A 24,170-nucleotide genomic window follows, 5' to 3' on the forward strand; every position below is an offset into this window, starting at 1 on the left:
ATGAGGACACTGCACGCCGCTTGCATCGGGTTGCTGTGCAGCACGCTGGCCTGCGCGCTGTCGGCGTCGGTGGCTGAGGACGCCGGGCGCGCGGCGCCAGAGCCGGACGCTTTTGAAACCTGGTCCACGCTCGCCTCCGCGGAGTCCGTCAGCCCGGCCCGCGCTGCCGAGGGCGACTTCGTGCGCCAGTGGCGTGGCCCCGATGGCCGCGAAATCCGCCTTGTCGTCAAGCGTCCACGGCCGGCGGCCGACGCTCCCGTCGTCCGGTTGCCGCCGGTGCCTGACGGAGAGGATGCGCAGCCTTACTTCCAGCGCGCGCTGGCCGAGGTGCGCGAGCGCAAGGCGGGCCGGCTGCTGATCCCGCGCGGTACCTATGTCTTCAAGAGCCTGGCCGAGAAGAACGCGCCCGGGCACTTGCTGCTGCGCGACCTGAGTGACCTCAGCATCGAGGGCGACGGCGCAACGCTGGTGTTCACGCGCGACCTGCATGGCCTGTTCCTGCAGCGCGCGCGCCGCGTGCGCCTCAGCGGCGTGACGCTGGACTACGCGCTGCGCACTGTTTCCGTGGCCCGGGCCGAGCGCCGCGACGGCGAGAACGTCCTGGTCATCGACCCGCGCTACCTGGTGACGGGCGCCGACGCGGTGCGCTACGTCTCGGAGTACGACGCCGCCGCCCAGCGCTGGGTGCCGGGCGGGAAGCGCGTGCTGCTGCCGCCCGGCCATGCCGACAGCGCGCGCTACCTGGGCGAGCAGGCTTGGGCCTCGCCCGCGTTCAAGACCCTGCAGCCGGGCCAGCGCTACACCGTGTTCCACCATTGGTACGGCGGGCAGGCCATCCGCATCGAGGACGTGCCGGGGCCGCAGCAGTCCGAGGACATCGTCATCGAAGGCGTCACCATCCATTCGGCGCCGGGCATGGGCATCCTGGCCTACGGCCTCAGGCGCGGACTGGCGATCGTCGATTCGCGCATCGAGCCGCGCGCCGACGGCAGCAGCCCGGTGAGTACCAGCTACGACGCGATCCATGTGCAGCTCGGCGGCGGCGACGTGCTGATCGCCGGCAACCGCATCCGGCGCCAGGGCGACGACGGCATCAACCTGAACAACCCGGTCAGCCCGGTCGTCCGCAGCGAGGATGGCGGCCGGGCGCTGGTGTTGGGCGCCTACTCGCGCTTCATCCGCCAGGGCGACATGCTGGCCTTCTTCGATGGGCAGGGGCAGCTGAGCGAGCAGGTGCGCGTCGGCGAGGCGCCGAAGCCGCTGGGCGGGCTCGACCACCGAGTCGTGCTGGAGCGGCCAGTGGACGTGGCGTCCGGCAGCACGGTGCGTGATCTGGCGCTGCTGAGTGCCCGCTTCGACGTCTCCGGCAACACCATCGAGGACTGCCACTGCCACGGCCTGCTGGCGCAGTGGCCCAACGGCCGTATCGAGGGCAACACGTTTCGTCACTTGCGCGCCAACGCCATCCGGCTGCTGACCGACGTGGGCCAGTGGAAGGAAGGCATCGGCGCCTTCAACGTCAGCGTGCGTGGCAACGAGTTCACGGACATCGGCCTGGACACCGCGCCGCTGCTGCCCTGGGGCGCCATCACGGTGTACGGCGGGGCGCGCGGCGGGCGGCTCGCCACCGAGCCGGTGAACCGGCACATCGAGATCGTGGACAACCGCATCCGCGGCGCGGAACAGGGCTGCGTGACGGTGGCCAGCGCGCGCGACGTGAGGGTCGAAGGCAACCGTTGCGAGGCCACCAACCGCCAGTCGCCGGGCAAGCCCAGCCTGCAGGTGCTGCAGGCGGGCGAGGTGGTGCTGCGCGGTAACCGGCGTGAGGGTAAGTCCAGCGGGGGGCTGCGCGTGGAATCCACGGCGGCTGGGGTCAGCGCGCAGGTGGATTACTGAGGAGCAGCCGGGCAATGTCGTTCCTGTTCTCCATCGGTGCAAATCAGCGGCCTTGCCAGGCCACGATCTTCACCCATGTCGCCGGTACGGACGGCACGGAGCTGGAGCACGAGGTACGGCTGAGCTCCCACGGCCGTGGCCGTGCCACTGTGGTTGCGGCAACCCTTACCCCTGCCCCTCTCCCGCTTCGCGGACGAGGAGAAGCGTGGCGTCTCGGCCTTTCGGGTTATGGCGCGCAGGGCGCTCCACTCCATGGGCCGTGCCTTGTACGAGGCACGGTCGTGATTTCGTTTCCTCCCATTACCCGGAAAGGCTCGGCCTCAATACCCTACCTGCGCCGTCACGTTGCTGCTCGTTGGCGCGACCGTCTGTGCGCCGGTGCTGCTGCCGCTGCGCGTGTTGTTGAACAGGCGCACGCTGGTCGAACTGGTGACGACCACACTGGGCGTGCCCGGGTTGCGCAGGTTGGTATCGATGCAGCGGTTGTCGTTGACGACCACCGACTGGCTGCTTGCCACGGTGATGCAGCCCTGCTGCGACTGCTCGATGGTGTTGTTGCTGATGCGCAGGTGGCGGTTGACCGCCGAGGTGGCCAGCTGGCCACCGGCGGTCCCGCCGTAGGCCGTGATCGCACCCCAGGACGGCACGGTGGCGGACAGGTCCGCCCCGGAGCGGGTGATGGTGTTGTGGTGGACGATGACGTTGATCGCGCCCACGCCCTCGTTCCACGTCCCCACGTCGGTCAGCAGCCGGATGGCGTTGGCGCTGAGGTCGCGGAAGGTGTTGCGCTCCACCAGGCCGTTGGGCCACTGCGCCAGCAGGCCGTGGCAGTGGCAGCGCTCGATGACGTTGTTGGCGACCACGTAGCGCGATCCCAGCAGCGACAGGTCGCGCGCCACGCTCACGTTCCAGGCCGCGTCCAGCGGCGCGTCCAGGCTCACCCGGTAGTCCAGCCCGCCCAGGGCCGTGGGCTTGACAGCCACTCGCCGCTGGCCGAGGTAGCGCGCCTGGTCATCGAAGAAGGCCAGGGTGTCTCCTGCGGAGATGAAGCGCGAGTACTTGCCCAGCACCAGGCTGCCCGCGCCCGCGTCGATGCGCACGCTCGGGTGGATGGGGCTGTTGAGGTTGATGGCATCGTCGCCCTGGCCGGCGATGGTGTTGCCGTTGATGACCACGTCGCCGCCGCTCTGGATCACGTGCACGGCGTCGTAGCTGGTGCTCACCGGGTTGCTGCCGTCGGCGCGCGGGACGATGCGCGAATTGAGGATCGCCAGCCCGCGCTTGAGGCCGTAGGCCACGATGCCCATGCCCGGCGCGGAGTGCACGGTCAGGCCGTCGAGGGTGATGTCCTCTGCCTGGCGCGCCTGGGGCGTGTCGTCGATGCGCAGCGCCGTGCCGCCGTAGTACTGGTGCAGCACCACGACCTGCTTGCCAACGGTGAGCGCGCTGAAAGCGCTGGAGGCGTAGGTCTGGTTGCCGACGTAGACCGCCGGCGTGGCGCTGTCGGGCGGCAGGATGGCGCGCGGCGCCCCGGCCGGCCACAGGCCCGTGGCGGCGTCGCGCTCCATCACGTAGTGCACCGCGTTGGCGGCGGTCACCGGAAAGCGCGAATCGATGCGCACACGCTTCGCGCTGCCCTCACTCACCACGGTGCCCAGCGAGGCCGTGCGCAGCCCGTAGTCCAGCGTCAGCTTCGAGAGTTTCAACCTGCGGCTGCCGCGCACGATCAGGCCGTGGGCGTCCTGCATGAACACCAGCGTGGCGCCAGCGCCGTCGATGGTCAGGTCGTCCTGGTCCTGCAGCAGCAGGTGGCCGGTGACGGGCGCCGGCGCTGTCGAGGGCGTTTGCACCGTGGTGCGGAACACGTAGCGGCCCGGGGGCACGACCAGGCGCGAGGCCTTGGTGGCCCGCACCTGCGCCAGCGCGGCCTCGAAGTACGGCCGCGCGTCCTGCTCGGCGGGCACGGTCGGCAGCACCACGGTCACCGGCGCGGCGGGCACGCGGGGCGACTGCACCACCACCCGGACCCGGCGCCCATCGGGAGCGGCCCAGTCGCGCACCAGGTCGCCGGCCTGGGCCACGGCGGGGGTGAGATTTTTCCCGGCCGCAATTTGAGTCCAGGTATTGAAATTTTCCTGGATTTGGGCCAAAGCGAAGTTCTGGGATGCAATCAGCGAGGCAGTAAAAATCAGCCTGCCGAGAAATGCCGTGGCTTTCACGATCCGGTGTTTTCCAGTTTGCTATCTTTGGCAGGGCACGGGTTATTCACGTCGACAGTCGCGTGTGAATCCGTGCCTGGCACGAATGGGGATGGCAGCGTCCGCAGTGCGGGCCGTTGCCGGAGGGGTTCCAGCATGGATACGGGTTGATCGTCTGGCCGCGGAGAAAACTGAGGGCCCTGGGCAGTGCGCGGGCAAAAATCGGTAAATCTCCGCAGCAGTCGCGAATTCAGTAGTCCGGGCTCAATTAGGTTGGTAAGAAATTGTCACGGACGGCTGGCGAATCTCGGTTGGCACCGTTGCGGTGCTGATTCACAGGTATTCATTCATGCAGGCACAGCCATGAACCCGCGATCGATGAACGCCTTGTCCCGCCGTGCCCTGGGCCACGGTCTGCTGGCGGTGCTGACGGCGGCGCTGGCCGGTTGCTACGGCAATGCCGAGCGGCAGGAAACGCATGCCGTGCCGCACGGTGCCGTGGCCACGCACGGGCCGGTGCTGCCGGCCGAGGGCAGCGCCCGCGCCCATGTGGAAGGCGCCTTCGGGCCGGCTTTCGCCTGGCCGGTGATCCCGATCCACATGGTGCTGCTGCCCGACCACCGGGTGCTGGCCTACGGCACGGACCGCAATGGCCGCCAGGGCGCGGCGCTGCACTACGCCGTCTGGGACCCGAAGGCCGGCGGCGGGCCGGAGGCCTTCCTGACGCTGCCCAACGTCACCGGCACGGACATCTTCTGCTCGGCCCAGTCGCTGCTGGCCGACGGCACGGTGACGCTGCTGGGCGGCGACGAGCAGGTCGGCGGCCGGCCGCTCAACAACGGCAACGCCGATGTCAACGTGTTCGATCCACGCAGCAACGAGATGCGCAAGGCCGAAGGCATGGCCTTCCGGCGCTGGTATCCGACGCTGGTGGTCATGCCCTCGGGCGACCGGCTGGTGCTGGGCGGGTTGATCAAGAACGCCAGCAGCCGCTGGACCTTCTACGAGCGCAGCGTCGCCAACACCCCCGAGGTTTACACGCCCGGCAGCGGTTGGCGCAGCCTCACGGCCGCGCGCAGCCACCGCGCCTATGGCAGCCGCGCGGAGAGCTATTACTACCCACGCGCCTGGGTGGCGCCGCAGGGCGACGTGTTCATCGTGGGCCACGACGGGCGCATGTTCCGGCTCGATCCGCGCGGCCAGGGCAAGCTCAGGCAGCTGCGCGACACCGTCCCCGAGGCCAACGAGCGCATGCCGGCCGTGATGTTCGAGCCCGGCCGTATCCTGGCCCTGCGCGGGGAGCGGCAGGCGGTGGTGGTGGACATCAACGGCCGCGAGCCGGTGGTGCAGCCCGCCGAGGCGCCTAGCGCGCACCGCGAGTGGGGCAATGCCACGCTGCTGGCCGACGGGCAGGTGTGGCTCAGTGGCGGCTCCGTCACCGCCAACCAGCTGGGCGACGAGCACTACCACTCCGAGTTGTGGAACCCGGCCACCGGCCGCTGGACGCGCACGGCCGACGCCGCGCAGCCCCGCCTCTACCACTCCGCCGCAATGCTGTTGCCCGACGGCAGCGTGCTCACCGGCGGCGGCGGCGCGCCCGGGCCGCTGATCCAGCTCAACGGCGAGATCTGGTTCCCGCCCTATCTGTTCCAACGCGACGGTTCCGGCCGCTTCGCGCCGCGCCCGGCGGTGGCGCGTTCACCCACCCAGCTTGCCGCCGGCAGCGAGTTGCGCGTAGAGCTGGCCCCGGGCGTGCAGGCCACGCGGCTGACGCTGGTGCGCAGCGGCTCGGTCACGCACAGCTTCAACCACGAACAGCGCTTCATGGCGCTGGAGTTCAAGCAAAGCGGCGCCGAGTTGCGCGCCACGCTGCCGGCCGACGTCAACCGGCTGCTGCCGGGCTACTACCTGCTGTTTGTGTTCGACGAGCATGGCGTGCCCTCGATGGGGCAGTCGCTGCTGGTGACGAATCCAGGGACGGTGGGCTGAGGCCCCGGCCGCCGTCGCAGGCGGCGCAGTTCTGCGGGCGTGTCAGGCGCCGTAGAACTCGCGATACCAGGCCACGAAGCGCCCGACGCCCTCGCGGATGCTGGTGCGCGGCGCGAAGCCCACCCACTCGCGCAGCGCGTCCGCGTCGGCGTAGGTGGCCGGCACGTCGCCGTCCTGCATGGGCAGCAGCCGCTTCTCGGCCTGGCGGCCCAGCGCCTCTTCGATGCAGCCGATGAACTCCAGCAGCGGCACCGGCTCGTGGTTGCCGATGTTGAAGACGCGGTACGGCGCGTGGCTGCGGCCCGGGTGCGGCTGCGCGGGGTCGAAGGCCTCATCCGGTGTGGCCACGCGGTCCAGCACGCGGATCACGCCCTCGACGATGTCGTCCACGTAGGTGAAGTCGCGCCGCATCTGGCCATGGTTGAACACGTCGATGGGACGGTTCTCCAGGATGGCCTTGGTGAACAGGAACATCGCCATGTCGGGCCGGCCCCAGGGGCCGTACACCGTGAAGAAGCGCAGCCCGGTGGTGGGCAGGCCGTAGAGATGGCTGTAGGTGTGCGCCATCAGCTCGTTGGACTTCTTGGTGGCGGCGTACAGGCTCACCGGGTGATCCACGCCGTCCGACTCCGAGAACGGCATCTTGACGTTGCCGCCGTAGACGCTGGAGCTGGAGGCGTAGACCAGGTGCTGCACTTGGTGGTGGCGGCAGCCCTCCAGCACGTTCATGAAGCCTACGAGGTTGCTCTCGACGTAGGCATGGGGGTTGACCAGCGAATAGCGCACGCCGGCCTGCGCGGCCAGGTGCACCACGCGGTCGAAACCTTCAGCCGCGAACAGCGCTTCCATGCCCGCGCGGTCGGCGATATCGAGCTTGACGAAGCGGAACCTGGCATGCGGCTCCAGCAGCCGCAGACGGGCCAGCTTGAGGTTGACGTCGTAGTAGTCGTTGAGGTTGTCCACGCCCACGACCTCGTCGCCGCGCTCCAGCAGCCGCTGCGCTGTGGCCATGCCGATGAAACCGGCCGCGCCGGTAACCAATACCTTCATTCCTTCTCCTGGTGCCTTCGCCCACCGCCCGGTGGGACGCCAACCCGGCAGTTTCGCTCAGATCGACGGGCTTCCCGTCAAGCCTGGGTAACCAGAAGAGGAGACCGTGACCTTCGCAACCATCTTCGGCCGCCGTGCCGGGCGCTGCGTGCGGCCGGCTGGCGCCGCCGGGCGTATCAGGCGATGCGCTCCAGGTGTTGCTCGCCCCAGCCCTCGGGCCAGCGGCGGTAGCGGCCCTCCTTGTCAAGCGCCAACAGCGGCACCTGCTCGCCCGTGCCCTCGATCACCGTACCGCGGTAGCGGTGGGCGATGTCCTCGCGCGTGGCCTTGAAGGGCATGTAGCTGCGGCCCTCGGTGTCAAAGACATCGAAGCTGTAAACGGTGATCTTGCTGGATTCCACCTTGATGACTCCCCAGGACCTGTTGTCCAGAAGGGGCAATTTTACGGACAACGTCCCGGGGAAACCCTGGGGAGCTCAGGGCTGATGCTTGGCTGACACCAGCCTGGCCGATGGGGTGTGCGGTACCGGGGCGGAGGCGGTTCTTCGCCGCACGGCGCTCGGGCGGGCGCGGCCCGCCCGGGGGCTCAGTTCAGTGGTGAAGGCCCGGGCGCGTCGTCGGCCCGTCCGCGGCGGGTGCCGTAGCGCTCCTTGAGGTCGTGCAGCCTTTCCTTCACGTCGGCCACCGAGAAGCGGCCGAGACAGCTCTGCTGCCACAGCGCCTCGAAGGCCTGCTCGTAGTCGAGCGGTCCGTGCTCGTGCGCAGCGTGGGGGATGTCATGGGCGTGATTCTTCATCATGAGATTCTCCTGGCCGGCGCGCCGCGTCGGCGCCGCCCTTGTCGTGCAGGCCGATGACAAGGTGATGACGCAGGCGGCCATGCCGGCCGTCTCCTCTGGAGCTGCCAGAGTCGCGAGAGGCCGGTGTTCATCCAGTCGTTCGAGACGGCCAGCCTGCGCAAGCTCGCGCGCCTGCCCCGGTTGCCGCTGACTGCACGGTGTACCGGGCCCTGCCGCGGCGGCAACGTGCGAATCCAGGAAATTGTCAACCTGGGGTCAACGGATCTTTCAGAAAGTGGCCGGTGAAGGGCCTAAAAGTTGCCTTGGAATGAACAATCCGGGCCGGTTCTCTGGAAGCGCTATCCCAGCGTGCGCGGCCGTAGTTCCTGCGACCAGCGGCCGGCTCATGCGGCCCCGCCTTCGAGATCGATCACGAAGCTCACGCCATGGCGCTGGAAGCCCAGCCGCTCGTAGAAGGCGTGCGCACCCTGGCGCCTGGCATTGGAGCTCAGTGCCAGCTTGTAGCAGCCGGCCGCGCGCGCGAGGCGCAGCGCCTGCGCCACCAGCGCGCGGCCCAGGCCACGGCCTTGCGCGGCCGGGTGCACCGCCACGTCCTCCACCAGCGCGGCGGGCGCACCGCCGTGCGCCAGCAGCGGCAGCGTGAACAGTGTGAGCGTGCCCAGCAGCGTGCCGTCGCTGCCGGCAGCCACCAGCACCCGGGCGCCGGGCCACGCCATCAGCCGCTTCAGGTTGACGCGCAGGATCTCGATGTCGGTGCTGCCCACCTCGTCCAGCCCCGAGCTCTCGTAGAGCCGGGCGATGCCTTGCAAGTCGGCGGGGCGGGCATCGCGGATCAGCCAGTCGTCAGCCATGGCGGGCCTCCTGTCGTTGGCGGCACCGGCCGCTGTCGGAACCGTCCCGCAGCGTGGTGCCGGCGGGCAGTTTCAACTTGCCGCGCGCGCTGCGGGTCATTGGAAGCGCCCGATCCAGAAGAAGCCATGGCGAAAGGAAGGCGGCAGTGGCGCGGCGCCGCAGGTTGTTGCAGGCGGTGACCGCGGCCCGGGATGTCACGGCAACGTCACGAGGGCTCCTTAACTTGGGTCAAGCGCACGGGGCACGGTGGCCCCGGCGACCCAGCGTTCAATGGAGATTCCCGGATGACTGCTTCCCGCCGCAACTTCTTCAAGCTGCTCAGTGCCGGCGCCATGGTGGCGCCGCTGGCGAGCCTGTACGGCCGCAATGCCGGCGCGGCGCCGGCCTTCGGCCCGGGCTTTGGCGCGCTCAAGCCGTCCCTGCCCCTCAACAGCGCCGAGCTGTTCGTGCCCGGCACCATGGACCTGCGCGGCCAGCCGCTGCTGGCGTTGCCCGAGGGCTTCCGCTACTGGGCCATCTCCTGCACCGGCCAGACCCTGAGCGACGGCACGCTGGTGCCCGGTGACCACGACGGCATGGCCTGCTTTCGCGGCAGCGACGGCACGACGATCCTGGTGCGCAACCACGAGCTCAGCAACCGCGAGAGCAAGTTCGGCAACCCGCGCGGCGTGGATGTGCCCGACGCGCTGAAGTTCGACCCCTGGGCCAACGGCGGCACCACCACGCTGGTGCTCGACGCGCAGGGCCGGCTGCTGCGCCACTACGCCTCGCTGGGCGGCACCAACAACAACTGTGCCGGCGGCCCCACGCCCTGGGGCACCTGGCTGAGCTGCGAGGAGACCACGGCGCTCGCGGCCTCAACCACCTACCAGCAGCGGCATGGCTACGTGTTCGAGGTGCCGGCCATGGCCGACGGCCCGACCAAGGCCGTGCCCATCGTGGGCATGGGCCGCTTCAGCCACGAGGCCACGGCCACCGACGCGCACACCGGCATCGTCTACCTGACCGAGGACACGGGCGACAGCCTGTTCTACCGCTACGTACCCAGGCAGCCGGGTCAGCTGCTGGCCGGCGGCACGCTGCAGGCCCTGAAGCTCAAGGGCTCCAACGGTTCAGTGAGCACCGGCAAGGGCTTCCTGGAGCGCCTGGGCCAGCCGCTGCCGGTGGAATGGGTGACCATTCCCGAGCCCGACCCGGTGAACAACGACTTCGCCAACAGCACTCGGGCCCAGGGCCAGGCCTTGGGCGCGGCCACCTTCGTGCGCGGCGAAGGCGCCTGGACCGGCCAGGGCCTGATCTACTTCTGCTGCACCAGCGGCGGCGATGCCGGCGCGGGCCAGATCTGGGCCTACCACCCCGCGGCGCAGACGCTGACGCTGGTGGTCGAGTCCACCGACCGCACGGTGCTGGAGGCGCCGGACAACATCACCGTCGGTCCGGACGGCCGCCTCTACATGTTCGAAGACGGTAGCGGGGGCAACAACATCGTCGGCGTGAGCGCCCAGGGCGAGCTGTTCCGCGTCGCGGAGAACCGCCTCAACGGCAGCGAGTTCGCCGGCGGCTGTTTCTCGCACAACGGCCGCTTCATGTTCGTGAACATCCAGACGCCGGGCATCACGCTGGTGATCGAGGGGCCCTGGCGCAAGGGCCAGCGCTGAGGCGGGCCCATTTCTCATTCCACTTCTCGCTTCTGAGTGAAGTAATTCCGTTCGTCCTGACCCTTCGGTACCTCAGGGCCGGGTCCGGCCTCTGGCCGGATCGAAGGATGAACGGCCCCTGCCGTGGTGCCGCCATCGCAGCCTCCCGGGTTCGTACTTCGATACCTCAGTACGAACGGGTCATTTCACGACCAAAGTGGAATCGGTATCAGAGCTTGCGCACGCAGGTGCCAAACGACGCGGGGCAGTCCGCGTTCAGGCCGCCGGTGTGGCCGCGCGGGAAGGCTTCGGAGTTGAACATCCGCAGCACGCTCCTGTAGGGCACCAGCGGCTGGATCAGCGTCTTGCTCCAGAACAGGTAGTTGGCGTGCAGCCGGTTCTGGGCAAAGGCGTGCAGCTCCTGCACCCGCGGTGGCGCGTGCGGACCGTTGTGCGAGCGGGCGAAGTAGTTCTCCGGCTGCACCGACGGGCCGATGGGCACCTTGCCCCGGGCCTTGTCGTAGAACGGGTAGGTCAGCCGGTTCAGGTCATGGTCGTTGAGGAAGGTGTCCGGCCCGCCCAGGCCCACCGAGGACGACAGCATGTTGCTCACCAGCCCGGCCATGTACGGTTGCGGGAAGTTGATGAACTGCATCACCACCGTGTTCGGGAAGGCGCGCTTCGTGGCCTTGTTGACCTGCGCGAGGTGGGTGAAGAAGTCGGTGGTCTGGCGCTTGCTCAAGGGCTGGAGCATCTGGCCCATCGCCGTCTCGTTGAAGGTGATGCCTTCGAAGTTGTTATTGTAGTTGTAGCGCCGGCCCAGGGCGGTGGTCAGCGCGATGAGGCGGTCGCGCACCTTCGGGTTGTGCAGCGCCGCGTTCTCGCCATAAGTCTTGGGGGAGCCCAGCGTGGACTTGGCGTTGATGCGGATCTTGTAGGCGCCGCCGCTGTACTCGGCCGTGTGCATGTAGTCCGGCACCGCGCGCACGCCGGCCTTGAAGGCCTTGGTCTCCACCATGATGAACAGCTGCTTGCCGTAGGAGCGCGCCAGCGCCAGGTCGCGGTCGATGGTCGCGAACTGGTATTCGCCCTTGCGCGGCTCCAGCTGGCGCCAGCCGTAGCGCAGCAGCAGTCCCTTCACGTGCGGCAGGTGCTTAATCTCGCGCAGCGCCTCGTGCAGCGCGGCCTCGCCCCGGCGGCTGAGCGCGACGTAGTGCCCCGGATTCCACTTCACGCGCGTCCAGCTCGCGGCCTCGGCGGCCTGCCTGCTCGGCTGCAGGCTGGTCAGGAAGGCCTGCGAGGTGGCCTCGTCCTCCTCCAGCTCCCAGGGCTGGGGGTCGAAGGACATCACGGCGTCGCTGCCCGACTCCTGGGCTGTGGCGGCCTGCGGCCTTTCGGTCGCGAGCGCCTGCCGGTTCTCGGACGCCGACAGAGCCGATGCGGGCATGGCAGCGACAGCGTCGTCGCTTTCGGCCTCTCCACCGCCACAGGCGGCCAGCAGCATGGCCGTACCCAACATCGAACCGCGCCATGCCAGGCGCGAGAAAAGATCACGCATCAATTCAATCCAATCAAAGACAGGTCCTGACAGGGCCGGGGCAACATCGGGCTCCGGCGCCTGTCAGCGCTGCAGGGAAGTGCGGCGTCAAGAGCCGGGCATGGGCGCCGCGCCCGTCGCCGCCAGGGCCAGCGTCGAGCCGGTGTCCTCGATCACGGTGGCGTCCTGGATGAACACCGGCACCTCGAAGCCCCGCTCGCTCACCGTCTGCCGGATGTCGCGCAGCGCGCGGACCCGCAGCAGCGCGTGCAGGCCGGTCTGCGCCACGGCGATGCGCTCGTCGCGGACCATGACGTCCGCCAGCTTGAGCAGGTGGTCATGCCGCACCAGGCAGCCGGCATCCAGCGTCAGCAGGAGGTCTTCCTCCGGGACGATCAGGTCGGCTTGCACGGGCTCGCACTCCACCAGGCGGCAGCCCTGGGGGCCGAGCTGTTCCCTGAAGCTGCACCCCAGCAGGCCGATGTAGCTGTTGAGGTTCATCGCCTTGCCGGGCGCGTGCGAGAGGTTGCCGTAGCGCTTGCGCTCGAAGGCCGTGATGCGCAGCTGCAGCAGCGCCGCCAGCCGGCGGTACTCATGCCACAGCGCGTCCCGCTCCAGCGGGGCGCCGGCCTGCAGGCGACGCGCATGGCGGCGGTGCGACTGCGCCGCGGCGGCCACGACGGCCTGGTCGGAGCAGGCATCCCCGTGCGCACGCGCCCCATCGCCCACGGGCTCGGCCAGCGCCGACACCCAGTCCGCCAACCCCTCGTACAGCCCGGCAAGGCGGCGGGTTTCGATGGCGCCATCCAGGCGGCCGGCGTCGGCGCGCGCCACGAAGGCCGAGAGTTCCTGCTGATAGCCCAGGGCGGCGTCGCGGAAGCGGGCCTGCAGCGCCTCTATGAACTGCCGGCTGGCCTGCAGCGCCGCGTGGTCGGCGGATGGGCCCGAGCGCGGATCATCGAGCAGCACGACGATGCGCTTGGACGGGTACTCGGCCAGCGCTGCCGACACCACCGTCTGGCGGATGGCGCGCAGCTCCTCCTTGTGTGAAGGCACCAGCACGCACAGGCGCGGCCAGGCCTTGGCCTGGCGCAGTGCATCCAGCGCCGCGTCCTCGTGGGCCGTGTCGCATGGTTGCCGCCGCAACGCACCCAGGCGGTCCTGCAGGTACGCCACGCTGCCATAGCCCAGGCCCGAGAACAGCGGCAGCGCCAGGCCTGCTTGCCATGGCGCCGGTCCGGTGCCCTGCATGGGCTCGGCGACATGCGCCGCGGCCGGCACGAGGGCCACGGCTGTGGCCACCATCGCCCCGTTGGTGATGGAAAACTCTTTCATCGATTCCTTCCCCGGTACCGAAGCGCGGCCTTGGCCGGCTGCGGCACCTGTGCACGCATGCGCCGGCGTCTTGCGCCGGCGCGCTTTTCTGACGGGCATCACCGGGTTAGCCTGACCCGGGAGCGGCACGGGAGGGAATCTATGGATTGATGAAGCCGAATTTTGGGTGTGATGGGCGCGGTTTGATACGACAGCGTCAGAAAGCGGCTCAGAACACTTCGTACGTATCAGAGTTGTAATCGGTACAACCTCATGCCGCCGCATGTCCGGCGTGGTGTGGCGGCAGTCCAATGTTGCGCTGGCAACCGCTCAGGCCAGGGGCAGCGCGATGCCTTGTGCCGCGAAGACCTCCCGGACCACCGCCAGGCCATTCAAGGCTGCCGGGAAGCCGGCGTAGACCGCCATCTGCATCACGGCTTCCACGATCTCGGCCGGGTCGCAGCCCACGTGCAGCGCGGCATGCACATGCACCTTGAGCTGCGGCACGGCCGTGCCCAGCGCGGTCAGGGCCGCCACCGTGGCGATCTCGCGTTCCCGCAAGCCCAGCTGGTGCCGCGCGTAGATGTCGCCGAAGGGGAACTCGACCAGGTAGCGGGCGAAGTCGGGAAAGGACCGGGCCAGGCTCTCGACCACGGCCAGGCCCTGCGGGCCGTCCACGCGCTGCAGGCAGTCCAGGCCGGCCTGGTAGCGGTCGGTGCCGGGCGGGTTTTCAAGCTCCATTGCGGTCTCCATTCGAAATGGTTGATCAGGAAGCCGCCCACTGTGGAGCCGCGGTCTCGGAAAGAGAATTGCGGATTCGTTGATACCCGATCGGTATGAGCAACCCACTCGATTCCCGTGCACTGCGCCTGTTCGTCGCGGTGGCGCAGACGCTGAATTTCCGGCAGGCCGCCGAGGTGCTGCACATGTCGCAGCCGCCCTTGAGCCGCGGCATCCGCGAGCTGGAGCAGCGGCTGGGCGTGAGCCTGTTCGAGCGCAACACCCGCGTGGTGGCCTTGACCCGAGCCGGTGCCCTGCTGCTACCGCGGGCGCTGCGCATCCTGCGCCTGCTGGAGGAGGCGCGGGATGCGCTGACCGGGGCGGCGGAAGTGAGCGCCCTGCGCATCGGCCTGACCACGGCCGTCGCGCCTTCCTGGTTCGATGACCTGGAGGGCCGGTTGCAGGCGCAATGGCCGGGGGCCCGCATCGAGCTGTGCTTCGGCAGCTCGCCGCAGCTGGTGCGGCAGCTGCGCGGCGGCCGGCTGCAGGCGGCCTTCATCGCCCTGCCGGCCGAGTGCGCGGGGCTGCAGGTGGAGGAGCTGGAGCGCTACCCGCTGTGCGTGGCCCTGCCGGCCACGCACCCGCTGAGCCGCCGGCGGCGCATCCGGCTGGAGCAGCTCTGCGGCGAGGCGCTGTTCTGGTTCGAGCGGCGCCGGCAGCCCGCGTTCTTCGATCACTGCCGGGCGGTGTTCGCACGCAGCGGGCTGCAGCCGCGCCAGTGGCTGAAGGAGCCGGTGGACCACCATGTGCTGATGGCCGAGGTGGCGGCGGGCAAGGGCATCGCCCTGCTCCCCTCCACCTTCCGCACGCTGCGCCGCCGGGGCGTGGCGTACCGGCCGCTGGCCGAGGGCGAAGCGCTGTCGGTGGGCATCGGCCTGTGCGTGCCGCCCGCGGGCAGCGCCCTGCTGGAGCCGCTGCGGCGCGTGAGCAGCCTGCCGCGGGAAGAGCGCTCCTCCTAGCCGTCCACCGCGCCCTCCTGCGGGCCGTGCCTTCTAGAGCTTGAACCCCGCCACCGCCCCCGCCAGCGCATGCGCCTGCTCGCGCAGGCTGGCCGCGGCGGCGGCCGATTCCTCGACCAGCGCGGAGTTCTGCTGCGTCATCTGGTCCAGGTGCGACACCGTGGCGCTGACGCGGCCGATGCCGCCGCTCTGGTGGCTGGTGGCCGCGGTGATCTCGCCGATGACCTGCGAAACCCGCTCCACCGACTGCACGATCTGCTCCATTGCCGCGCCGGCCTCCTGCACCAGGCGGCTGCCGTCGCCGACCCGCTCGACGCTGTCGTGGATCAGGCCGCGGATCTCGCGCGCGGCCTGGGCCGAGCGCTGCGCCAGGCCACGCACCTCGCCGGCCACCACGGCGAAGCCGCGGCCCTGCTCGCCCGCGCGCGCCGCCTCCACGGCGGCATTGAGAGCCAGGATGTTGGTCTGGAAGGCGATGCCGTCGATCACCGCGATGATGTCAGCGATGCGCTGCGAGCTGCCGTTGATGCGTCCCATCGTGGCCACCACCTGCGACACCAGCTCGCCGCCCTGGCGCGCCGCGGCGGTGGCGCCGTCGGCCAGCTGGTGCGCGGAGGCCGCGCCCGCGGCGGTCTGCTGCACGGCCTGCGTCAGCTGCTCCATGGCGCTGGCGGTCTGCTGCAGCTCCGAGGCGGTCTGCTCGGTCCGCTCCGACAGGTCCTGGTTGCCGTGCGCGATCTCGCGGGCGGCGGTGTTCACGGAGTCGGTGGTCTGGCGGATGCTGCCCAGCGTGGCGGCGATCTTGCTGACGAACAGGTTGAACGACTGCCCGACATGCGAGAGCTCGTCGTCGCCGCGGGTGTCCAGCCGGCGCGTGAGGTCGCCGTCGCCCGAGGCCACTTCCTGCATCGCTTCACGCAGGCTGGTCAGGCGCCGCAGCAGCAGGCTGGTCAGCGCGGCGATCGCCGCGGCCGTCACCGTCAGCAGCACCGCGCTCAGGCCCAGGGCCGTGCGCGCGGCCGCGCCCACGCCGGCCAGCGCATCGCCCTGGTGCTGGGCCAGCACCAGGCTCCAGTCGGTGTGCGGCACCTGGCGCGCGCTGAGCCAGTAGTCGCCGCCGGGCAACTGCACGGACTCCTGCGCGCCGCTGCCGAGCATCCGGCCGATGCGGGCACCGTCCACGCCGGGCGCGACCGCCGCGGCGTCCTTGAGGGTCAGCGCCTTGTCGGGATGGGCGATGACGCGACCCTGGCTGTCCACCAGGTAGGCGAAGCTCCGGGCCGAGGGCCTGATGGCGTTGACGGTGGCCACCACGCCGTCGATGAAGATGTCGCCCGCCGCCACGCCGGCGAGCTGCCCGTCGCGGCTCACCGGGACGGCGAAGGTGACGATCAGCCGCCCGGTGCCGGCGTCGGCATAGGGCGCGGTCAGCACGGGGCGGCCGGCGGCCCGGGCCTGCTGGTACCAGGGGCGCGCGGTCGGGTCGTAGTCGGCGGGCAGGTTCTGCGGATTGGAAAAGGCGTGGCGCTTGTCGCTCCAGCCGACGTAGGCGGTGTCGAAGCCCCCGGACTTCTGGGCCTGTACCAGGCCGGCCTGCAGCGGCGCGCCCTCGGCCGCCAGCAGCGGCTCCATGGCGCGCGCCACCTCGGTCTTGGCGGCGACCCAGTCGCCCAGGGCCTTGGCGTAGCCCTCGCTGAGGGCCTGCACATGCTGCTGCGCCGTGGCCTGCGCCGTGCTGCGCGCGCTCCACAGGTTGGCGGCGGTGAGCGCCGAGACCGACAGCACGACGGTCGTCATGGAGGCGAGGATGATTTTTGTCCGGATGGACAGACTGCGGAACTTCATGGGACGGCGCATCGGCCGTTGCCCGGCAGGGTGAAGCGTCCGGCTGCTTCGGCCGGACCCGCGCCGTGCATTACTGCACTGTTCTGCGGGGCGCTTCATGGCCTTGCCGCTGGACGGCCTGCGGCCGTCGCGGCAACGGCGGGCCGGCGTGGGCGGGCCCGCGCCAGCCCGCTCCGGGCTCAGGGCAGCCGCGTGATGCGCGGCGCGCGCAGCGCCGGGATGCTCGGGTCGTAGGGTGCACGCGGCGCCTTGTGGGCGTTGAGGTAGGCCACCAGGGCGTCGATGTCCTGGCCGCCGCCCAGCACGTTGCGGCCCTCGCGCAGCACGCTGAAGTTGTCGCCGCCGCCCTGCATGTAGCTGTTGACCGTGACGCGGTAGACGCGCTCGGGCTGCTGCACCACGCCGTCGCGCACGATCACTTCCGGCGCGGCCAGCGGCACGGGCGGCGTGGCGTTGAGGTCCATGCGGGTGAGCCGCACCTCGGTGATCCTGCTGCACGGCGGGTTGCCGGCCTTCCAGCTGTAGGCAAAGCCGTTGGAGACCTGCATGACGCGCTGCGTGGTCTGGCCCAGGCAGCCTTCGAACTGCTGCTCCAGCAGGTTCTTGAGCTGCAGGGCCGTGAGGTCCAGCGTCATGAGCGTGTTGCCGAAGGGCTGCGTGGTGAAGGCCTGGCCGTAGCTCACGTCGTAGGGATAGCGCGCGCCGGCGAAGTCGAAGCCGGGAGCGCGCACGCCGCCCGGGTTCATGAAGGCGATGACGGCGCCGCCCAGCGCCGCCGGCTGCGTGGCGGCGAGCTGCGAATCGACGATGAGGTTGCCCGCGGGCATCTCGCCCGCGGCGTTGGCCACGGCGGGCAGCGCCCGGGTGATGCTGCCCACCACCTGCGCCGCCAGCGGCGCCACCAGCGCGTCGTAGGCCTGCACCACCTGGCGCAGTGCCGGGCGGGACTCGATGCGGGCCTGGATCGCCGCATCGCTGCGGTCCACCAGCACGTTGCGCGGTGCCACCGCCACCACGTCGCGGCTGCGCGGGTCCAGGCTCACATCGATGTCGGTGAGCACGCGGCCGTAGGAGCCGGCGCTGGTCACGGGCACGAGGCGCCCGGCGCGGTTGGGCAGCCCGGTGGGGCGCGGCGTCGCCACCGGGCTGGCAGGGCTGCCCGCGAGGTCCACGGTGCGGGCCGAGCAGTTGTAGGCGGCATGGGTGTGGCCGCTGATGACCAGGTCCACCGCGTCATCGAGCCGCCGCACGATGCGGCCGAGGTCGGAGTCGCCGCCGTCGGGCTGGCGCAGGTCGTCCACGCAGCCATTGATGTCCTTGAGGCTGCCCTCGGGCTGCTCGCCGCCCTGGTGCACCAGCACCACGATGGCCTCGATGCCCTGCGCGCGCAGCTGCGGCACCAGCGCGTTGACGGTGTCGGCCTCGTCGCGGAACTCCAGCCCGGCGATGCCGGTGGGCGTGACCACGGCCGGCGTCTCCTTGAGCGTCATGCCGATGAAGGCCACCGGCACGCCGTTGAAATTCTTGATGCCGTAGGCCGGCAGCAGCGTGCGGCCGCTGGCCTTGTCCACCACGTTGGCCGAGAGCCACTGGAACCGGGCGCCGTCGAAGCGCCCCGGCGCCGCCGAGCCCAGGCCGCGGCAGCTGCGCGGGTCGGGCGCGCCGTCGCGCAGCCTGCAGTCGCCGCGCTGCAGGCGCAGCAGCTCGGCCGCGCCCTTGTCGAACTCGTGGTTGCCCACGGCGTTGAAGTCCAGCCCGATGTGGTTGAGCGACTCCACCGAGGGCTCGTCATAGAACAGCGCCGAGATCAGCGGCGAGGCGCCGATGACGTCGCCCGCGCCCACCACCACGTGCAGCGGGTTGCTCTCCTTCATGCGCGCCACGTAGGCGGCCAGTGCGTCGGCCCCGCCCACCGGCGGGCGCTGCGCCGCCGGCACGCCGGCGTGGGCGCCCATGGTGCCCGGCGATTGCAGGCGGCCGTGGTAGTCGTTGAAGCCGATGACCTTCACCGTGATGGTGGACGGTGCAACGGCGGGCTCCTTGACGGCGCAGCCGAGAGTGAGGGCGGTCGCCAGGGCGGCCGGGAGCAAGCGCAGGAGATGCATGGGCATGCCGGGAATGGGGTGCTTGTGGAAGTCGTGTGGGCGGCGGCACGGCGCCGGGGGCGGCCGGCCCGCGGGCCGCGCCAAGGGCGCAGAGCGTAACCGCTCGCGCGCGCCGCTCAGCGACCGAGCGGCAGCAGTGCCGCGCCGCCGGCCAGCGCCAGCCCGAAATAGAGCGCGATGCGCGGGCGCAGCGCCGGCGAGCCCAGCAGCAGCGCGCAGCCGCCCTTGAAGGCGATGTTGGCCAGCACGGCCAGCAGGATCAGGCGCGAGGTCACCTCGGCCTCCAGCCGCCCGGCCTGCGCCAGGTTGAGGGTGGACAAGGTGATGGCGTCCACGTCGGTCAGGCCGCTGAGCAGCGCCACCGGGTACAGCGCGGCGTCGCCGAAGCGCTCCTTGACGAAGGCCACGGCCAGAATCACCACCGCGTACAGCGCGCCGAACACCAGCGCCGGCTTGAGCTCGGCGGGGTTCCCGGCCTCGGGCATCGTGCCCGCCTCGCGGCGCCGGCCGCGCCACCAGGCCAGCGCCGACAGCAGCACCAGCCCGCCCAGCAGCGCGCACAGCGGCCAGGCGATGTCCAGGAACAGCCCCGACGCCAGCACGCCGACCATGAGCGTCACGCGCAGCAGCGACACGGCCGAGGCGACCACGATCACCAGCGCCGCCAGCGCGGCGGCCGCGGGGTCGCTCGCCTCGCTGCGGCTGCGGCGCGCGTAGCTCACGGTGGTGGCGGTGCTGGAGACCAGTCCGCCCACCACGCCGGCCAGCAGCGCGCCGGTCTGGCCCGCGCTGAGCTTGTGGGCGACGAAGCCGGCGAGGTTGATCGTGACGATCAACACCACCATCAGCCAGATGCGGAACGGGTTGAGCACGTCGTACGGCCCGTAGGTGCGGTCGGGCAGCACCGGCAGCACCACCAGCGTCACCAGCGCGAACTGCATCACCGCCATGACGTCGCGCTCGCTCATCGCGCCGATGGCGCGGTGCAGCGGGTCCTTCATGTAGAGCAGCAGCACGGCGGTGCCGGCCACCGCCACCGCCGCCTCGGTGTGGCCGATGACGAGGTAGGCGCCCAGCCCGTAGCACAGCAGCACGGCCACCTCGGTGGTCATCCCGGGATCGGTCTGCGTGCGCAGCTTGATGAGGTTGGCAATGAGCAGCAGCAGCGCCAGCGCGATCAGCCCGGCCGCCACCAGCCAGGGGCCGAAGGCCGGCGCCGACAGCGCCATGAGCGCGCCGAACAGCGCGATCAGCGGGAAGGTGCGGATGCCCGCCAGCCGCGAATCGACGCGCTGGCGCTGCAGCCCCATGAGCAGCCCGATGCCCAGCGCCAGCGCCAGCTTGAAAAGACTCGTCTCCAGATCCATGTGCGCGCACCCATGTCCTCACCGACACGCCGCCGCAGCGCTTGCGGCCCAGGCCGTCGGCCGGGTGCCATTGTTCCCTTCAGGCGGGCACGGCCTCGGGCACGGTGGCTGCGGCGCGCTGTGCCGATGCCGCAGCGGCAGCCGTTGCGGCCGGCACCAGGGTGACCCGGTCCTGCGCCGGCCGGTAGGCCTGGTCGTCGGCCGCCTGCTGCAGCTTCACGCTGTCCTTGAGCAGCGGTTGCCCCTGCTGCACCAGCGTGCTGGACTCGCCCTTGAGCTGGACTCGTTCATCTGGTGCGCGAGCTCGCTCTTGACGTGGTTGTCGTTGACCACGGTGTCCAGGTCGTCCTGGATTTTCCGGAGCTGCTGCAAACCCAGCTTGGCCCAGGCCATCGTCATGAGCACGAGCAGCCCGAAGGCAGCGCCCAGGCGCTGCCCGATCTTGAAATCAGAAAATCTCACTGTGGTCACTGGTTGCTGGCATGGCACCGCCACGGCATTTTGGGGAAAAGGAAATCAGAAATGATTTCCAGCCGCGTGGCCGGGTATTGAATGCGTCGCCGTGGCGCCAATGTGAAACATCGCGGGCGTGAATATATCCTGGATTTGCGACGGCAATTTTTCAACATTTTCTAGGCATATGTTGGGTTGAAAAACTGCGAGCGCCGCCAGGCGGCAGCAAGGATTCGCCGCCGGCCGGGCACGGCCGGCGGGCCTCACGCTTTTCAGTACACCTCGGGCACGATCATTTCGGGCGGCACGGGGACGCGGAAATAATCCTCGTGCCGTTCACGCGCGGGCAGCTCGATGGGCTCGCGTGGCACTTCCTGGTAGGGCACGAGACTGAGCAGGTGGTGGATGCAGTTCAGCCGCGCGCGCTTCTTGTCCACGGCCTGCACCACCCACCACGGCGCCTCGGCGATGTGGGTGCGCTCGAACATCTCTTCCTTGGCCTTGGTGTAGTCCTCCCAGCGCCGGCGCGACTCCAGGTCCATGGGCGAGAGCTTCCACTGCTTGAGCGGGTCGTGGATGCGCGCCAGGAAGCGCCGGTGCTGCTCCTCGTCACTGATGGAGAACCAGTACTTCACGACCTGGATGCCCGAGCGCACCAGCATGCGCTCGAACTCCGGCACGGTGCGGAAGAACTCCTCGACCTCGTCCTCGGTGCAGAAGCCCATGACCCGCTCGACGCCGGCGCGGTTGTACCAGCTGCGGTCGAACAGCACGATCTCGCCGCAGGCCGGCAGGTGCGTGACGTAGCGCTGGAAGTACCACTGGGTGCTCTCGCGGTCGTTGGGCGCGGGCAGGGCCACGGTGCGCACCACGCGCGGATTCAGGCGCTGGGTGATGCGCTTGATCACGCCGCCCTTGCCCGCAGCATCGCGGCCCTCGAAGAGGATGACCATCTTGTGGCGGTGGGCGACGACCCAGTCCTGCAGCTTGACCAGCTCGCGCTGCAGCCGGAACAGCTCCGTGAAGTAGCGCTTGCGCGGCAGCTGGCCGGGCGTGCGCTCCGCGGCGGGCAGGCCGCGTTCGTCCTCCCACTCCAGTTCGAGCTCTTCGTCGTAGTCGTCGATCAGGTCCTGCGACAGCTTCTGCCAGAGGGATTCATCGGAAGGCAATGCGCTCATGGTGCGGGTGCGGCGTTGAGAAGACGGGAAACCCAAGGTCCGGCGCGGGGCCGGTGGCCTTGCGCAAAACGGGGCACGGACCATGCCGGGAGCAAAGCCGCGCGGCGGCGCGTGCGTGATGACGCTGTTGCAGGCCGCATGCATGAACAGCGTGTGTCACGCGCCACGGGTGCACCGGCCGGCTTCCAAAATGCCGGACCTCGATTCCAATTCGCTTTTCTTGCTGAAATAAGCTCGTCACACCCGCAAAGCCTGCCCTTGCGCAGCCGGGTGGCGGGTGTCCATGAATTCCGAGCGGCACCCGGTTGGCGTGAATGCTCGCCCGTGCCTGCGCGGGGGATGGCTCTGCGCGGGCATGACGGGGAAATGTTGCTGCGTCGATCAAGAAGCCGAATGAGACGACGAATAGGCCGGGCAGCTGAATGCATCGACGAAAGCCTAGATTAGGAATCGCGGCAGGATCGCCACGCCTTCAGGCAGGAATTCGGCATGGCCGCAGACTGCCTGTCCAGCCAAAGTCGGCTGAACGAGGAACGGTACGCAGCCTGGACCGCAGGAATTGGCCCGTTCTTGTGCTGTTCCATTTCCCGGCCGGGAAAAGAAAAGCGCCGGCTGGCCGGCGCTCTTGGTTTGCCTGAACTCGCTTCAGATTACTTCTTGGGCACCAGCATGTAGGCACGCACGTTGCGCTGGTCCGTCTGCCCCACCCCGACGATGACGCCACGGTCGTTGATGGAGGTGGCCTCCCCCAGCGCGTACCAGCCCGAGGCCAAGGCCTCCGGCAGGGCGTCGAGCGCCACCGGCTGGCCGTCCGCCGTCCACAAGCGTGCGCGCTGGCGCGGGTCGGCGTTGCCGTCGAACTTCTGGCCCACGCTCTGGCGCGCGTTGTTGATGGCGTTGGCGGACGAGGGGAAGCCGGTGCAGCAGCGGTCGGTGGACAGCCGCTCGAAGTCGCCGCCGATGAGCGTGAAGGCCTGGGTTTCGAAGGCCAGCCCGCCGGCCTTGTGCAGGTAGCCGGCCACGTCGCCCTTTTCATTGATGGACAGCGGCACCAGCGCATCGAAGCCCTTGGGCGGACGCAGCAGCACCGGCTTCCGGCCGCGCACCATGCGCACGCCCTGCCGGACCGTCGCGCCGTTCACCACCACCTCGCGGAAGCCAACGATGTCGCCGTTCTCGTTGATGGCGGTGGCCTGGGCGTTCACGCCACCCCAGCGCCCCAGGTCGTGGACCTTGCCGTTGTAGAAGTAGGCGGCGTGGACCACGCCCGGCGCGGCCTCGGACCAGCCGACGATCTCGGAACGGTTGTTGATGGCCGCCGCGTGGCTGCTGCCACCGCCCAGGCCCGGCAGCGTCGTCAGGCTCTGGTTCTTCCAGCGGAAGGCCTGCGTCGATCCGCCCTGCTGGTACCAGCCGACCACCTCCCCGCCGGCATTCACGCCGGTGGCCTTGCCGGGGCCGTCGGTATAAATGGGCGTAGGCAGGCGGCCCAATTCGAACAGCGCCGGCCTGAAACTGCCGTCTATATTGAAGGTGACATATCCGGCCGCCTTGCCGTTGCTGCTGACGCTGCGCGCGTCACTCAAGCCTCCCTCCACGGAACCGAGCTCGTGCACCGTATAAGCCCGCTGGGCTTTTGCGCGCTCCGCCTCGTCGGGCGCCGCCCATGCGGTTTGAAGAATGGCCAAGCTGGCCAGGGAAATCGCCGCGCCTTTCAGGTTCATGCTGCCTCCTCATGCATGTCCTTGGTTCGTGAGTTCAGCGTAACGGTGCGTGAAAAAATGTCCAGTACGGGACTGAATTTCGGGTTGTTACTTTCATGAGGGGTTTTTTGAGGTATTTGGACGCGGCAATCGCTGAATAATCCCAGATAACGGCGTCAAGTTTGGTGGGAAAACAACAATTCTCGGGATTTTCCCTGCTTCCCATTGGGCGCTTGTTTTTGATCAACGCTCCTGGGTATTTTCAGAGGCGGTCATGCCAGGGTTTGACCCAGTGGCGTGCAAGCATCAGCGCAGGGCTCGCCCCGCATCCGGGGTGTCAGTGGCGTCGGCTGTGCCGGCAGCGCGTTGGGCCGGGCGCATGGCGTTGCCATTGAACTCGCCGGCCAAGGCCGTGCCGGGCTCGCGAGCGATGTTTTGCACGACCGTGGCTGCGGTGATTACTGATCTGGTCGCCGCCACGGGGCGTGGCTTGATATCGAAATTCATT

20 protein-coding genes are annotated in these 24,170 nt (G+C 69.5%); 5 read left to right on the top strand and 15 right to left on the bottom strand.

The window, feature by feature from the left end; genetic code table 11:
- Positions 1 to 1,896 carry a right-handed parallel beta-helix repeat-containing protein gene (locus HHL10_RS22665; RefSeq protein ID WP_169162678.1) on the top strand — a complete coding sequence of 632 codons (1,896 nt, stop codon included), beginning with the start codon at positions 1 to 3 and terminating at the stop codon, positions 1,894 to 1,896.
- Between the two features lie 320 nt (positions 1,897 to 2,216).
- On the opposite strand, the gene HHL10_RS31250 is transcribed toward HHL10_RS22665, so the two are convergent.
- On the bottom strand, positions 2,217 to 3,977 hold the full coding sequence (locus tag HHL10_RS31250) for a right-handed parallel beta-helix repeat-containing protein (protein ID WP_169162679.1): 1,761 nt from the start codon (positions 3,975 to 3,977) through the stop codon (positions 2,217 to 2,219).
- Between the two features lie 480 nt (positions 3,978 to 4,457).
- On the opposite strand from HHL10_RS31250, the gene HHL10_RS22675 reads away from it, so the two are divergent.
- Positions 4,458 to 6,083: a galactose oxidase early set domain-containing protein gene (locus HHL10_RS22675; RefSeq protein ID WP_205833164.1), complete on the top strand. Its 1,626-nt coding sequence runs from the start codon at positions 4,458 to 4,460 to the stop codon at positions 6,081 to 6,083.
- 42 nt (positions 6,084 to 6,125) lie between these two features.
- Here HHL10_RS22675 and HHL10_RS22680 read toward each other — a convergent pair whose 3' ends face one another.
- The 4 genes from HHL10_RS22680 to HHL10_RS22695 all read right to left on the bottom strand — a co-directional run bounded on the left by HHL10_RS22680 (position 6,126) and on the right by HHL10_RS22695 (position 8,783).
- The gene (locus HHL10_RS22680) at positions 6,126 to 7,133 is read right to left on the bottom strand and encodes an NAD-dependent epimerase (protein ID WP_169162681.1); all 1,008 of its coding nucleotides are present in this window, start codon (positions 7,131 to 7,133) and stop codon (positions 6,126 to 6,128) included.
- Between the two features lie 176 nt (positions 7,134 to 7,309).
- Complete coding sequence (locus tag HHL10_RS22685) at positions 7,310 to 7,534, bottom strand: hypothetical protein (protein WP_169162682.1); 225 nt, start codon at positions 7,532 to 7,534, stop codon at positions 7,310 to 7,312.
- 185 nt (positions 7,535 to 7,719) lie between these two features.
- Positions 7,720 to 8,013 carry a hypothetical protein gene (locus tag HHL10_RS22690; RefSeq protein ID WP_169162683.1) on the bottom strand — a complete coding sequence of 98 codons (294 nt, stop codon included), beginning with the start codon at positions 8,011 to 8,013 and terminating at the stop codon, positions 7,720 to 7,722.
- A gap of 302 nt (positions 8,014 to 8,315) precedes the next feature.
- Complete coding sequence (locus HHL10_RS22695; protein ID WP_169162684.1) at positions 8,316 to 8,783, bottom strand: GNAT family N-acetyltransferase; 468 nt, start codon at positions 8,781 to 8,783, stop codon at positions 8,316 to 8,318.
- A gap of 285 nt (positions 8,784 to 9,068) precedes the next feature.
- Between HHL10_RS22695 and HHL10_RS22700 the strand changes: the two genes are divergently transcribed.
- Positions 9,069 to 10,442, top strand: coding sequence for an alkaline phosphatase PhoX (locus tag HHL10_RS22700; protein ID WP_169162685.1), 1,374 nt, complete (start codon positions 9,069 to 9,071; stop codon positions 10,440 to 10,442).
- Positions 10,443 to 10,650: 208 nt separating this feature from the next.
- Here HHL10_RS22700 and HHL10_RS22705 read toward each other — a convergent pair whose 3' ends face one another.
- From HHL10_RS22705 to HHL10_RS22715, 3 genes are all read right to left on the bottom strand, one after another.
- On the bottom strand, positions 10,651 to 11,979 hold the full coding sequence (locus HHL10_RS22705; protein WP_169162686.1) for a glycoside hydrolase: 1,329 nt from the start codon (positions 11,977 to 11,979) through the stop codon (positions 10,651 to 10,653).
- 87 nt (positions 11,980 to 12,066) lie between these two features.
- Positions 12,067 to 13,293, bottom strand: a complete 1,227-nt coding sequence (locus HHL10_RS22710) for a hypothetical protein (RefSeq protein ID WP_169162687.1) — start codon at positions 13,291 to 13,293, stop codon at positions 12,067 to 12,069.
- A 309-nt stretch (positions 13,294 to 13,602) separates the two neighbouring features.
- Positions 13,603 to 14,013, bottom strand: a complete 411-nt coding sequence (locus tag HHL10_RS22715; protein ID WP_205833165.1) for a carboxymuconolactone decarboxylase family protein — start codon at positions 14,011 to 14,013, stop codon at positions 13,603 to 13,605.
- Positions 14,014 to 14,108: 95 nt separating this feature from the next.
- On the opposite strand from HHL10_RS22715, the gene HHL10_RS22720 reads away from it, so the two are divergent.
- The gene (locus HHL10_RS22720; RefSeq protein WP_169162689.1) at positions 14,109 to 15,011 is read left to right on the top strand and encodes a LysR family transcriptional regulator; all 903 of its coding nucleotides are present in this window, start codon (positions 14,109 to 14,111) and stop codon (positions 15,009 to 15,011) included.
- 33 nt (positions 15,012 to 15,044) lie between these two features.
- Here the strand turns inward: HHL10_RS22720 and HHL10_RS22725 are convergent, their stop codons facing one another.
- From HHL10_RS22725 to HHL10_RS22740, 4 genes are all read right to left on the bottom strand, one after another.
- Positions 15,045 to 16,856, bottom strand: coding sequence for a methyl-accepting chemotaxis protein (locus tag HHL10_RS22725; protein ID WP_169162690.1), 1,812 nt, complete (start codon positions 16,854 to 16,856; stop codon positions 15,045 to 15,047).
- Between the two features lie 179 nt (positions 16,857 to 17,035).
- Positions 17,036 to 18,967, bottom strand: coding sequence for a bifunctional metallophosphatase/5'-nucleotidase (locus tag HHL10_RS22730; RefSeq protein ID WP_235971728.1), 1,932 nt, complete (start codon positions 18,965 to 18,967; stop codon positions 17,036 to 17,038).
- Positions 18,968 to 19,077: 110 nt separating this feature from the next.
- The gene (locus HHL10_RS22735) at positions 19,078 to 20,328 is read right to left on the bottom strand and encodes an MgtC/SapB family protein (protein WP_205833166.1); all 1,251 of its coding nucleotides are present in this window, start codon (positions 20,326 to 20,328) and stop codon (positions 19,078 to 19,080) included.
- A gap of 79 nt (positions 20,329 to 20,407) precedes the next feature.
- Entirely contained in the window at positions 20,408 to 20,581 is a 174-nt protein-coding gene (locus HHL10_RS22740) for a hypothetical protein (RefSeq protein WP_169162652.1), read from the bottom strand.
- Positions 20,582 to 20,622: 41 nt separating this feature from the next.
- Here HHL10_RS22740 and HHL10_RS30705 point away from each other — a divergent pair, with 41 nt between their 5' ends.
- The gene (locus HHL10_RS30705; protein ID WP_235971729.1) at positions 20,623 to 20,880 is read left to right on the top strand and encodes a hypothetical protein; all 258 of its coding nucleotides are present in this window, start codon (positions 20,623 to 20,625) and stop codon (positions 20,878 to 20,880) included.
- Between the two features lie 173 nt (positions 20,881 to 21,053).
- Here the strand turns inward: HHL10_RS30705 and ppk2 are convergent, their stop codons facing one another.
- The 3 genes from ppk2 to HHL10_RS22760 form a co-directional block, all read right to left on the bottom strand.
- Positions 21,054 to 21,959 (bottom strand): polyphosphate kinase 2, encoded by a 906-nt coding sequence (gene ppk2 / locus HHL10_RS22750; protein ID WP_169162693.1) that lies wholly within the window; start codon positions 21,957 to 21,959, stop codon positions 21,054 to 21,056.
- A gap of 650 nt (positions 21,960 to 22,609) precedes the next feature.
- Positions 22,610 to 23,545 carry a hypothetical protein gene (locus tag HHL10_RS22755; protein ID WP_169162694.1) on the bottom strand — a complete coding sequence of 312 codons (936 nt, stop codon included), beginning with the start codon at positions 23,543 to 23,545 and terminating at the stop codon, positions 22,610 to 22,612.
- Positions 23,546 to 23,968: 423 nt separating this feature from the next.
- Entirely contained in the window at positions 23,969 to 24,169 is a 201-nt protein-coding gene (locus HHL10_RS22760) for a hypothetical protein (RefSeq protein ID WP_169162695.1), read from the bottom strand.
- Position 24,170 lies beyond the last annotated feature (1 nt).

Source organism: Azohydromonas caseinilytica (assembly GCF_012927045.1).
GTDB lineage: Bacteria > Pseudomonadota > Gammaproteobacteria > Burkholderiales > Burkholderiaceae_C > Azohydromonas > Azohydromonas caseinilytica.

Coding starts and splice junctions, on each gene's coding strand:
- HHL10_RS22665 (WP_169162678.1), top strand. CDS start 1: ATGAGGACACTGCACGCCGCTTGCATCGGGTTGCTGTGCAGCACGCTG.
- HHL10_RS22675 (WP_205833164.1), top strand. CDS start 4,458: ATGAACCCGCGATCGATGAACGCCTTGTCCCGCCGTGCCCTGGGCCAC.
- HHL10_RS22680 (WP_169162681.1), bottom strand. CDS start 7,133: ATGAAGGTATTGGTTACCGGCGCGGCCGGTTTCATCGGCATGGCCACA.
- HHL10_RS22690 (WP_169162683.1), bottom strand. CDS start 8,013: ATGGCCGCCTGCGTCATCACCTTGTCATCGGCCTGCACGACAAGGGCG.
- HHL10_RS22695 (WP_169162684.1), bottom strand. CDS start 8,783: ATGGCTGACGACTGGCTGATCCGCGATGCCCGCCCCGCCGACTTGCAA.
- HHL10_RS22700 (WP_169162685.1), top strand. CDS start 9,069: ATGACTGCTTCCCGCCGCAACTTCTTCAAGCTGCTCAGTGCCGGCGCC.
- HHL10_RS22705 (WP_169162686.1), bottom strand. CDS start 11,979: ATGCGTGATCTTTTCTCGCGCCTGGCATGGCGCGGTTCGATGTTGGGT.
- HHL10_RS22710 (WP_169162687.1), bottom strand. CDS start 13,293: ATGAAAGAGTTTTCCATCACCAACGGGGCGATGGTGGCCACAGCCGTG.
- HHL10_RS22715 (WP_205833165.1), bottom strand. CDS start 14,013: ATGGAGCTTGAAAACCCGCCCGGCACCGACCGCTACCAGGCCGGCCTG.
- HHL10_RS22720 (WP_169162689.1), top strand. CDS start 14,109: ATGAGCAACCCACTCGATTCCCGTGCACTGCGCCTGTTCGTCGCGGTG.
- HHL10_RS22725 (WP_169162690.1), bottom strand. CDS start 16,856: ATGAAGTTCCGCAGTCTGTCCATCCGGACAAAAATCATCCTCGCCTCC.
- HHL10_RS22730 (WP_235971728.1), bottom strand. CDS start 18,967: ATGCCCATGCATCTCCTGCGCTTGCTCCCGGCCGCCCTGGCGACCGCC.
- HHL10_RS22735 (WP_205833166.1), bottom strand. CDS start 20,328: ATGGATCTGGAGACGAGTCTTTTCAAGCTGGCGCTGGCGCTGGGCATC.
- ppk2 (WP_169162693.1), bottom strand. CDS start 21,959: ATGAGCGCATTGCCTTCCGATGAATCCCTCTGGCAGAAGCTGTCGCAG.
- HHL10_RS22760 (WP_169162695.1), bottom strand. CDS start 24,169: ATGAATTTCGATATCAAGCCACGCCCCGTGGCGGCGACCAGATCAGTA.